The organism is Finegoldia magna (genome assembly GCF_018371055.1).
Classification (GTDB): domain Bacteria; phylum Bacillota; class Clostridia; order Tissierellales; family Peptoniphilaceae; genus Finegoldia; species Finegoldia magna_I.
Genome location: NZ_JAGYZD010000037.1, coordinates 1 through 10626 on the forward strand (window position 1 = coordinate 1; position 10626 = coordinate 10626).

At 31.7% G+C, this 10626-nt stretch carries 11 protein-coding genes; 10 read left to right on the forward strand and 1 reads right to left on the reverse strand.

The features are described from left to right. Window positions 1-436: 436 nt before the first annotated feature. Complete coding sequence (locus tag KHW44_RS02875) at window positions 437-1336, reverse strand: selenium metabolism-associated LysR family transcriptional regulator (protein ID WP_304065756.1); 900 nt, start codon at window positions 1334-1336, stop codon at window positions 437-439. Window positions 1337-1686: 350 nt separating this feature from the next. Between KHW44_RS02875 and KHW44_RS02880 the strand changes: the two genes are divergently transcribed. The 10 genes from KHW44_RS02880 to KHW44_RS02925 form a co-directional block, all read left to right on the forward strand. Next, complete coding sequence (locus KHW44_RS02880) at window positions 1687-2748, forward strand: ABC transporter substrate-binding protein (protein WP_294685946.1); 1062 nt, start codon at window positions 1687-1689, stop codon at window positions 2746-2748. A gap of 73 nt (window positions 2749-2821) precedes the next feature. Further along, entirely contained in the window at window positions 2822-3844 is a 1023-nt protein-coding gene (locus tag KHW44_RS02885; RefSeq protein WP_308580765.1) for an ABC transporter permease subunit, read from the forward strand. After that, entirely contained in the window at window positions 3823-4584 is a 762-nt protein-coding gene (locus KHW44_RS02890; RefSeq protein ID WP_304065761.1) for an ABC transporter ATP-binding protein, read from the forward strand. Before KHW44_RS02885 ends, KHW44_RS02890 begins: the two co-directional genes overlap by 22 nt. Window positions 4585-4595: 11 nt before the next feature. After that, window positions 4596-4997: a DUF4418 family protein gene (locus tag KHW44_RS02895; protein WP_304065764.1), complete on the forward strand. Its 402-nt coding sequence runs from the start codon at window positions 4596-4598 to the stop codon at window positions 4995-4997. Further along, on the forward strand, window positions 4987-6174 hold the full coding sequence (locus tag KHW44_RS02900; protein ID WP_304065767.1) for an FtsX-like permease family protein: 1188 nt from the start codon (window positions 4987-4989) through the stop codon (window positions 6172-6174). The genes KHW44_RS02895 and KHW44_RS02900 overlap by 11 nt, the downstream gene beginning before the upstream one ends. Beyond that, the gene (locus tag KHW44_RS02905) at window positions 6175-6834 is read left to right on the forward strand and encodes an ABC transporter ATP-binding protein (protein WP_304065771.1); all 660 of its coding nucleotides are present in this window, start codon (window positions 6175-6177) and stop codon (window positions 6832-6834) included. It abuts the gene before it with no gap. 284 nt (window positions 6835-7118) lie between these two features. Beyond that, entirely contained in the window at window positions 7119-7361 is a 243-nt protein-coding gene (locus KHW44_RS02910) for a DUF2700 domain-containing protein (RefSeq protein ID WP_294685954.1), read from the forward strand. A 178-nt stretch (window positions 7362-7539) separates the two neighbouring features. After that, window positions 7540-8490 (forward strand): DUF3137 domain-containing protein, encoded by a 951-nt coding sequence (locus KHW44_RS02915; protein WP_294685956.1) that lies wholly within the window; start codon window positions 7540-7542, stop codon window positions 8488-8490. Window positions 8491-8499: 9 nt separating this feature from the next. Beyond that, window positions 8500-9078, forward strand: a complete 579-nt coding sequence (locus KHW44_RS02920; protein ID WP_294685957.1) for a LemA family protein — start codon at window positions 8500-8502, stop codon at window positions 9076-9078. A gap of 173 nt (window positions 9079-9251) precedes the next feature. Then, on the forward strand, window positions 9252-10626 hold a 1375-nt coding region (locus KHW44_RS02925), incomplete at its 3' end, for a cell wall-binding repeat-containing protein (protein ID WP_304065775.1).

The following is a 10626-nucleotide window of genomic DNA, read 5'->3' on the forward strand; positions in this document are numbered from 1 at the left end:
AATGTAGGATCCAAGGAATTCTACCAAGCGATTATTTTGGTAGTAGGACTTACTGTTGTGAGCTTGATAATGGCTAAAATAATCGACAAAAAAGACAAGGAAAAGCAAAAAAATTTGAAGTAATTGATAATGAGGGTGTATAAAGGATTTAAATTGAGTGCCTGAAAAAGTAAAGTGAGTAACTCCTCTGGAAAAAATTGTAGAAAATTCAATTGAAAAAATTCGTAAAAATTCAACTGTTTGAGCGTAAGCGAGTTTTGAATTTTAGAATTTTAAGATTAGAATTTTCCAATTTTTGTAATCGAGACGAAATGAACTTTACTTTTTTAGCGAACGGATTTTTTCAAGAGGACTCACTCGTTATACTTTGATATAAAAACATACACAAGAAAACCGCAATGCTTACAGTATGAGCTATTGCGGTTATTTTTATGAATCAAAAATTTTCTTCCAAATATTTCTTTGTGAATTTTACAAAATCTATCACAGGCTCTGACAACAACGAATTGGAACGATACACTAGATAGAAATGCCTTACAGATTCAAAATCGTCAATCTTAAAAGAAATCAATTGATTATTGGCAACTTCTTCTTCAACGGAAAGTTTACTCATGATGGATATTCCCATACCGTTTCTAATACATTGTTTTAATGTTTCGGTGCTATTTGCTGTTCCAATCAAATTCAGTGAATTTTTGCTGATTCCTAAAGCGTCTATCATCTTCATAGATTCTTTAAGCGTTCCAGAACCTTGTTCACGGAAAATAATCGGCTCTTTCAAAATGGAGCTGATCTTCACGTTGTTCTTCTTCAATGCGTTGTAATAATCATTGTAAGGCGTGACCACTACCAGTTTATCACTAAGAACTTTTTCGAATGTGAGATCCTTATCCATTGTAGTCATACCTACAATTCCTATATTGATTGAACCATTTATAACTCCATCTATAGTAGTCAAACTGTCAGATTGAATTATATTCACCAAAGTTTTGATGTGAGACTTGTGATATTTCGTTAAAAGAGAAGGTAGAATATAAGTCGCAGGCACAGAACTTGCTCCGATATTGAAAGTTGTGAGACTTTTTTTCGAAAAAGAATCTTGCATACTTTCCATGATTCTTGAAATAGCCTTGGCGTAATTGTAAAATTCTCTTCCTTCTGGTGTAAGCTCCAACTTTTTAGTTGTTCTTTTCAATAATTCTGCATTAAGTTCATTTTCGATTTGTTTGATATGGGTACTTATCGTAGGTTGCGTCAGATAAAGTCTCTTCGCAGCCTCAGAAAAACTATCCCATTCCACAACAGTTATGAACGTTTCTAATTGTTTTAAATCCATAATATTCTCTCTCTTCATGGTAGTCAATATATCTATATTTTACCATAAACGCCTTATTTTACAAAACAGACAAATATTTTATTTTAATATATCCATTTGTAAATAAATTTAACAATTGAGGATTTATTTATAGAAAAAACCTATAAATGAAATAAAACAATGCAATACTAATAAATCAACATTTAATTGAATTTTTCAAAAATTCAAATGATAAAAACTTGCAAAAACACGATAAAAAGACGTTATTTATAGAAAATTTCAATTAATCTAAATAGTTATTGTATGTTAGAATTATTTAGGTATGAGAAATCATATTAAATTATCAAAAAATTAAGATGTAGGAGGATTACATGAAAAAAGGACTAAAAATATTCTTGTTAGCTATTTGTTTATCAGTATTATTCACAGGATGCGTGAAAAATGGTGAAATTAAAACAGAAGATAAGAAAACAGAAGAAAAAGCCAGCACAGAAAAAACAAAAACGACTGGCAAGATTGAAGACGAACCAATGTATGGAAAAGAAATTCTAATCGGTTACAATGGTGGATTGTGTACAGGAACACCAGGAATTGCTGCTGTAAACAAAGAATTTGAAAAAGAAGGATTGAAAGTTAAAGTTATCAACGTTCAATCAGGACTTGATGCAGTTGGAACTAATAAAGTTCAAGTTTTCTCTGACCACTTGGCAACAGTATTGGTACCATCAATTAACGGAATCAATGTTCAATTAGTAGCTGGAGCCCAAACTGGCTGTAAATCATTGTATGTACTTAACGACGACAAAATCAACAAAACAAGTGATTTGTTAGGAAAGACAATCGCAGTTCCAGACGGAATTGGTAACTCTGACCACAACATTGCTTTGAGATTTTTAGAACACGACAAAGTTGATGCAAAACAAATCAAATTCAAACCAGTTGAAACATCAGCAGTTATCCAAGCGTTAGAAAAAGGAGAAATCCAAGCAACACTTCTAAGTGATCAATTTGCAGAAAAATTTGTCAACGAAGGAAAAATCAAGTCTATCAGATCACTTACAACTGATCCGGATTTCCAAAAAGAACCATGCTGTGTACACGTTCTTAACGCTGACTTCATCAGAGATAACCCACAAACAGCAAAAAAAGTTGTTACAGCAATTATGAGAACTAAACATTGGGTTGAAGACAACAAAGAAGAAGCAACAAAAATTTTGTTCGACAATCACTGGGCAAGTGGAGACTTCGATCAAGCATTGAGAATGATGAATACTTATGATTTCAAAATTTCTCAAAAAGATACCGAAACTGCTATCAGAAGTACAATTGACGATTACAAAAAGTTCGGACTTATTTCAAACGAAAAATCAACTGACGATTTAATGAAGAAATTCTGGAATCCAATGGGTGTAGATGAATCAGTAGTAAAATAAAAAATAAAGTAAGGTTTTTGCGGATTATTAATTTAGTCCGCAAAATTTATCTTTAATAAAGAAAGGGGTAATGATGGAAAACGAAAAGTTAGATGAGTTAACTAGGGAACAACTTATTGAACTAGAATCCAGACCTAAAACAAAGGCTCAGAAAATATTAGACGTTGTTAAATTGATTCTCCCAATAATCATGGGAGTTATTTGTGTTTTTGAATACGTTCTATATCCAAACTTAAAACCTGATTCCATGCAAACTAATACTTATGTGGTGTTTATTTGGTCATTTGTTGCACTTTATGGAGTGTTTTTCATAGCATCATTTTTCAAAAAGAACGTTAGAGCAAAATTAGTCTACAAAGCGCCTTTTTATGCTTTTGTATTCTTCTTGTTGACATTGTATGATTTTTTGACATTAAAAACAGGAATACTAACACTACCATATTTCCCATGGGTGGATAAAATCTTAAACGCAATAATAACTGACCAAGCATTACTTATAAAATCGGTAAAAAGTTCATTGAAGTTGCTATTTACTGGGTATTTCATCGGAGCGATTTTGGGACTTATAACTGGAATTTTGTGTGGATATTCTAAAAAAGTAAACTATTGGATATCTCCATTTATGAAACTTTTAGGACCAATTCCTACAACTACATGGTTGCCATTAGTAATGGTATTGGCTACAAGTTTGTTCTATGGATCGGTATTCATAATAGCTTTGGGTGTATGGTATGCGGTGACAATCTCTACAATCACAGGTATTTTGAACGTGGACAAATCAAACTACGAAGCGGCAAAAACACTTGGAGCAACAAGCAATCAATTGATTACCAAAATTGCCATTCCATCAGCTATGCCAAATATTTTCGGTGGACTTACAATAGGAATGAGTTCTGCTTGTACAGCTCTTTTGATAGCAGAAATGCTTGGTGTAGAATCGGGACTTGGTTGGTATATCACATGGAAGAAATCTTGGGCAGAATACGCCAGCATGTACGGAGCGATTATCATAATATGTCTTACATTTATCGCTGTTAATTTTGTTTTGTCGTTAATTAAAAAGAGAGTCCTTAAATGGCAAGAAGGGATGGAATAATGAATAATTTGATTTTTGAAAATGTATCTAAAAGCTTTTTAAGAACTGATTCAGACGGATTAACTCATGCCCTTACTGATATCAATATGACAATCGAAGATGGAGAATTTGTGTGCATCGTAGGACCATCAGGCTGTGGTAAATCCACTCTTTTAAGATTAATTGCAGGACTTATCGTTCCAACTACAGGATCCATTACTTTAAGCGGCAAAAAAGTTGAAGGAACAGACAGCGATAGAGGAATGGTATTTCAAAAACCGACACTATTTCCTTGGTTAACAGTCGGAGAAAATGTTGGGTTCTCAGCAAATTTGAAAAAACAAAACAACGAAAAGGAAGTAGACAGACTTCTTGAAAAAGTTGGCTTAATGGAATTCAAAAACTCATATCCACATCAATTATCTGGAGGGATGGCGCAAAGAGTTGCATTAATCAGAACGATGATTAACAAACCTAACGTGTTCTTGTTGGACGAGCCACTAGGAGCGTTGGATGCATTCACTAGAATGAACATGCAAGATGAACTCATTAGATTGTGGCAAGAAAACAAACACATAATGATAATGGTAACACACGATGTCGATGAGGCCATTTACTTATCTAACAAAGTTGTTATAATGGAACCAAGACCAGGTAGAATAAAGAAAATCTTGGAAATCGAAATGGATTACCCAAGAAATAGAACTAGCAAACAGTTCACAGATTACAGAAATGAAATTTTAGAAACGTTAAACATTTAAGGAGAAAAACTATGAAGAAGATTTTAAAAATTTTGCAATTGGTAGCGGCAGTTATTCTAGCATTAATACCAAAAGTTATCGCAAAACCATGCGAAGTAATGCCAGGCAAAATGCCAATGAAATGCTTCCACATGTCAAATGCAGTATTTGTTATAGCTGTAAGCATAGTGATTTTATTGGTAATTGCATATATCATTAAAGACGAAAAAATCGAATGGGGAATTAATATTGCAGTTCTAATTTTAGCTATTGATTCATTCCTATTAGCAAAGGTTGTAATAGGCGGTTGTAAACACGCGGGTGCCGCTTGTCAAATGAAGACAATTCCAGCGATTAGTATTTGTTCAATCATATTAACTATAATTTCAATAGCATACCTTGTTGTATTGAAGAAGAGTATAGATGAAAGATAAATTGTACCTGAAAAACTGGATATCATCAAATCCTGTCAGAACATTTATAATAGTTTTGATTATGGCGATAGTGTCCGCACTTTTGTTTGTAAGCATGTATTTTTCAATTGGACTTAACAATTCAATCGACAATATGAAACAAAGATTGGGCGCAGATATGATGATTGTTCCAGAAAAAAGCGGAAAAGAACAGGAAGCATTATTCGTATCTGGTAAGCCTTCTGAGTTCTACATGCAAAATGATGTACTTGATAAAGTACAAAAAGTCGAAGGAGTAAAACAAGCAGCTCCACAATTGTACATTGCGACTCTTCAAGAATCTTGTTGTTCATTCCCTGTCCAAGCTATAGGAATTGATTTTGAAAAGGACTTTACAATAAAACCTTGGATGAAACAAGATGTGAAGGAATTGAAAGACGGAGAAATTTTAATCGGAAATAATGTGAGTGTAGTTGATGCAAACACATTGACTTTTTTTGGCAAAAAATACAAAGTAAAATCAAAATTAATGAAAACTGGTCTTGGATTTGATAATGCAATATTCATGAATTTTGATACGGCGAAGAAAATGCTACAAGATTCTATTAAAGTTCATCCGCAAAAATACGTTCCAAATTCTGAAATATCTTCAATTTTAATAAAAAAACAAGATAATGCAGATAGTGAGCAATTAACAGTTAACCTTATGAAATCACTTAGAGGTACACACACTATGGTTGTCATGAACAAAAACTTCGTAGACAATCTATCCAAAGAAATGTTCTCTCTTATGAAATATTTGAAAATACTACTAACATTTACATTGATAATGGCAATAATCGTATTAATTTCGATATTTACAGTTGATTTCAAAGACAAAGAAAAACAAATGGCAACTCTAAGAATACTTGGTATAACAAAGAGTAAACTCAAAACCATAATCCTAAAATACTCTGTAATATTATCATTTATCGGAGCAGTTTTAGGAATTGGATTATCCATACTCACAGTCAAGTTGTTCTCCGGACAGATAGAAAAATCTTTGGATTTGTCGTTTATGAGCGTAAATGCAAAGGAAATTTTGATGATATCCTTAATTACATTAGCCGTTGTAATCGTAATAGCATTGATAACACAAATTTTCAACGTAATCAAAATATCCAAAGAAGAATTAGCACTAAAATTGAGAGGTAATTAAATGGAAATATTAAAAATTGAAAATTTGACAAAAAGTTACATCATCAATAAAGATAGAAAAAACGAAGTACTAAAAGATTTGAACCTAACGGTTGATGAAAATGACTACATCGCTATAGTTGGAGCCAGCGGTGCAGGAAAAAGTACGCTATTAAATGTGATCTTGGGATTTTTGAATTACGACGAAGGAAGCGTAAAGCTTTTCTCCAAAGAAGTCAAAGATTTTACGGACGCTGAAATATCAGATCTTCGTTCGAAAAAAGTATCATTCGTACCACAAGATTTAATCGTGTTTCCAGCCTTAACTGTAAGAGAAAACCTAGAAATGAAAGCGGAAATCTCAGGCGTATCAAATTTTGATTATGAAAAATTCATCAAAAAATACGACATGGAAGAACTTCTTCAACTAAACAGTGCGAAGAATTTATCCGGTGGAGAAATCAAAAAGCTAATGATTTTAAGAGCGTTGATAAATGAACCTGAGCTTTTAATATTAGACGAACCAACAGCTAACTTGGATGAAGAATACGTCGACAAATTCTTGGACTTGCTCGATGAATTGAATAAGAAAATGACACTTATATGTGTAACTCACGATTCAAGACTCAAAAACAGAGCGAAAAAAGTGTACAAATTATCGGGGAAAAATTTAACAGAATAATATAGAATGACCTTTAAAAGTTTAATGACTTTGGAGGTCATTTTTTTATGCAATCATTGACAAGTTAATTTACTAAGAATAAAATCTAATTGAGAGAAGAAGGTAAAATAAATTAAAGTATTAGAAGCTACAATGAAAGAGACACGTATACTCATTAAAATGGCTACAAAAATATGTGATAACGAAATGTTTACGAATTAGAAGAATTTAAAGAAATTCTACAGTCAGATGAAGAATCAAACAGGATTATTTGTTTCAAGAAAGGTTTATAAATTTGAGAAGACATGGAAATATTTAAAATACTTTTACCTTTGATTATAACGGTGATATTAGTCCTAATCGTCATCAAAAAATCGAAAACACAATCAAAAAATTCGCCTGAAAATTATATGTCATTTGGGATGGCATTGGGAATGATGCTAGGCGCGGGTTTAGGAACTATCTCCGATAAATTCGACATTGCGACTTCGATATCAATCGGTATGCTTTTGGGTATGGTTATAGGAATGAGCATAACAAAAAAATAAATTTATACGAGTATGGCACCAGTAAGAAGGTGTCTTTTTTATGTTATATGCACAATAAATCTTTGTAAAATATTTGTAAAAATATCAAGAATTGGTATAAATAGCTTATTTTTCGCGAATAATCGGGTATAAATATAAATGAAAGCATGTACAAAAATAGTGAGTGAAAGGAAAAGCAGTGAGGAAAAAATACAGGGATAAATTCACCAATCCCGAAATAGTAAAGCGAATTGAACAAATAGAAAATTCTCCACAAATGCAATCAAAACTACATTCAGTAAAAAATGGAATGAAGGACAACATCATTAATCCATTTTTAGTTATAGGTGCTATGGTTGGATTTATTGCATTAAGAGCGATGCTAGGAATTTATTCAATTCTTGTCATGGCGGCTTTAGTATATTTTTGGAACAAATATTCAAAACAACGAAGAACTGAACTTGCAACATCCTACACTGATAATTTCCTATTACCAGTGTTGAATGAAATCTTGCCGGATACAACAATTGATTATTCTAAGAAAGTTGATGTGAAAGTGATGCAAAGGTTGGTTCCTAATTCTGAGTATTATTTTGGAAACTGCCACATAGTATTTGGTGATGATTACAAAACAGAGTTTTCTAATATGCAAGCATACACAGAAACTGAAGATAGTGAAGGACACACACGACAAACTATTGATTTTTGTGGACAGGTTTTGATGGCGAAATTTGACACTAAAATAAATGGACACATAAGAGTAGTTCCCATAAAAAAAGGGAAAGTGCTTGGGTTTAGAAATCATGGAAGCTACGGAAGGAAAACCAAAATAGAAAAAGAAATTGAGACGGAATCCATTGAATTTAACAACTCATACGCAATATATTCAACAGATGATTTCTACACAAGACTAATTTTAGATCCTAAAATTATAGAGTTATTGAACGATTGGAAAGAAAAAATGAGAGTGTGCTTGTACATGAACGAACAATACATCTCCGTATCATTTGAATCAAATGCGTTTTTATTTGCATTACCACAAACGAAAAAACAAGTTGATGAATTGTCGCTTTCAACAGAATACGAAAAAGTTAGAGAAAAATTATCAGGATTTTACTCTCTAATAGATATAATAGGTGAAAAATTATAAGGAGAAATTATGGACAGATTTTTAAATTCGGAATTCACAGCAATTGGAATAATTGCATTAATCATTTTAATAGTATTAATTTGGTGGGTAAAAACATCGAATAGATTTAACCGATACAAAGTCGTAATAGACGAATCCAAGAAAAACGTAGACATTGCACTAGCCAAAAGATACGACACAATTTGTGAAATGATAAAAGTTGCCAAATCATACGCAAGACATGAAGCCTCAACTTTTTCGGATGTAATTAAACTTCGACAAAATGCAAATATCAAAGAATTCAACGCAGCAATACAAAACCAAGACCGTGAAATCAGCAAAATATTTGCACTTGCAGAAAGCTACCCTGACCTCAAATCATCACAAGAATTCATCAATCTTCAAGACGAAATCAGCGACGAAAATGAACAATTAGCAGCCGCAAAGAGAATAGTAAACAACAATATCAGCATAATAAATCAAGAAATCGTGTCTTTTCCAAAATCTGTTGTTGCAAAATCTAAAGGATTGAAAGAAATGGAATTTCTTAAAGAACAAAACATAGACAGCAAAAGGTCGATAAGTGAATTCGACTATGATGTTAAATAGTCGTTTAAAATGGGGTTAACTTCTGAGGTTGGAGTGATCTTGGAAGTTTTTTGATAGGAGAAAAATAATTCATAAAAATATTGCAAAAAAAATATATAAGGAATACAATATAGTTAACCAAAAGACTTTTGTAAATAGGAAATCACAAAAGTTAATAAAAACGGAGGGAAATTATGAAAAAAACAAGTAAGTTAATCAAAGTAATCCTTGCATTTGCATTGATTATAGGAGCGTTTTCATTTAACTCATCATTTGCTGCTGGGCAAGATGTTGAAATCAATGAAACAAACTTTCCTGATGCTAAGTTCAGGGAATATGTAAAAGAATTTGATGAAAATCGAGACGAAAAATTAAGCAAAGAAGAAATTAAATCGGTAACAAGTATTAATACAATTGTAAATACACCAAAAAACTTTAAAGGTATTGAGTATTTTACTGAGATAAAATCATTTTCTGCTTCTGATAATGTAAAAAATATTGATTTATCTAAAAATACAAAACTTGAGAAAATCTATTGCACTCTTAACAAAAATTTAAAAGAGTTGGATTTAAGTAAAAACACAGAGTTAAAAGAATTAGACTTATCAGATAATGCTCTTACAAAATTAGATTTGAGTAATAATAGTAAACTTGAAGAAGTTAATTTATGGCATAACAAAATAAAAGAAATTAATCTTACAAATTGTGTGAACTTAAAAAAAATAATCTTAACTTATAACGAGTTAAAGGAATTAGATTTGTCAGATTGCGTAAATCTTAAGGATCTTGATTGTGAAAATAACAATCTAGAAACAATAGATATTAGTAAGAATAAACAATTACAAAGCATAAATGCTAGAAGTAATAGATTACAAGCGATAGACACTACTAAAAATAGAGAATTAAGTTTTTTTGTAGTGGATTTGCAAACATTTGATTATTATACAGGTATTAATCACAAGGTTATTTATTTAGAAAAACTTCCTGGTAATCCTAATCCAAAAAGAATAAAGGAACTAGAAAATGGAGAATTAGTAGGAAATAAAATAGTGTTGGATAAAGGTAAAGAATCTGTAAGATATTCTTACGAAAGTAGACCTGGAGAAATTCAACGTGAATTTGGAGATTTATTGAGGATACAAATAAATGTAAAAACAGGATTTACAGACGATGAAGACCAACCATCTGAGAAACCACAACCAACAGAAGAAAATAGAATTTCCGGAAGGAATAGAATAGATACAGCAATAGAAGTATCCAAAAAATACTACGAAAAAGCAAACACAGTAATAATTGCTAGAAGTGATGAATATCCTGACTCACTAACAGCGTCACCATTAGCAAAAAAATTGAATGCGCCTATATTATTGACATCCAAAAATGAATTAGAAAAAACAGTAAAAGCAGAAATAAAAAGATTAAAAGCAACAAATATAATTATCGTAGGTGGAGTAAATTCTATATCAACTAAAGTAGAAAAAGAATTAAGACAATATGATAAAGAAATAGAAAGAATAGCTGGACACAGTAGATATGAAACATCAGCAGCTATAGCAGAAAGACTTTTAA

Bases quoted from the DNA above. Each gene is read 5' to 3' on its own strand.
- KHW44_RS02875 (WP_304065756.1), bottom strand. From the start codon at position 1,336: ATGGATTTAAAACAATTAGAAACGTTCATAACTGTTGTGGAATGGGAT.
- KHW44_RS02880 (WP_294685946.1), top strand. From the start codon at position 1,687: ATGAAAAAAGGACTAAAAATATTCTTGTTAGCTATTTGTTTATCAGTA.
- KHW44_RS02885 (WP_308580765.1), top strand. From the start codon at position 2,822: ATGGAAAACGAAAAGTTAGATGAGTTAACTAGGGAACAACTTATTGAA.
- KHW44_RS02890 (WP_304065761.1), top strand. From the start codon at position 3,823: ATGGCAAGAAGGGATGGAATAATGAATAATTTGATTTTTGAAAATGTA.
- KHW44_RS02895 (WP_304065764.1), top strand. From the start codon at position 4,596: ATGAAGAAGATTTTAAAAATTTTGCAATTGGTAGCGGCAGTTATTCTA.
- KHW44_RS02900 (WP_304065767.1), top strand. From the start codon at position 4,987: ATGAAAGATAAATTGTACCTGAAAAACTGGATATCATCAAATCCTGTC.
- KHW44_RS02905 (WP_304065771.1), top strand. From the start codon at position 6,175: ATGGAAATATTAAAAATTGAAAATTTGACAAAAAGTTACATCATCAAT.
- KHW44_RS02910 (WP_294685954.1), top strand. From the start codon at position 7,119: ATGGAAATATTTAAAATACTTTTACCTTTGATTATAACGGTGATATTA.
- KHW44_RS02920 (WP_294685957.1), top strand. From the start codon at position 8,500: ATGGACAGATTTTTAAATTCGGAATTCACAGCAATTGGAATAATTGCA.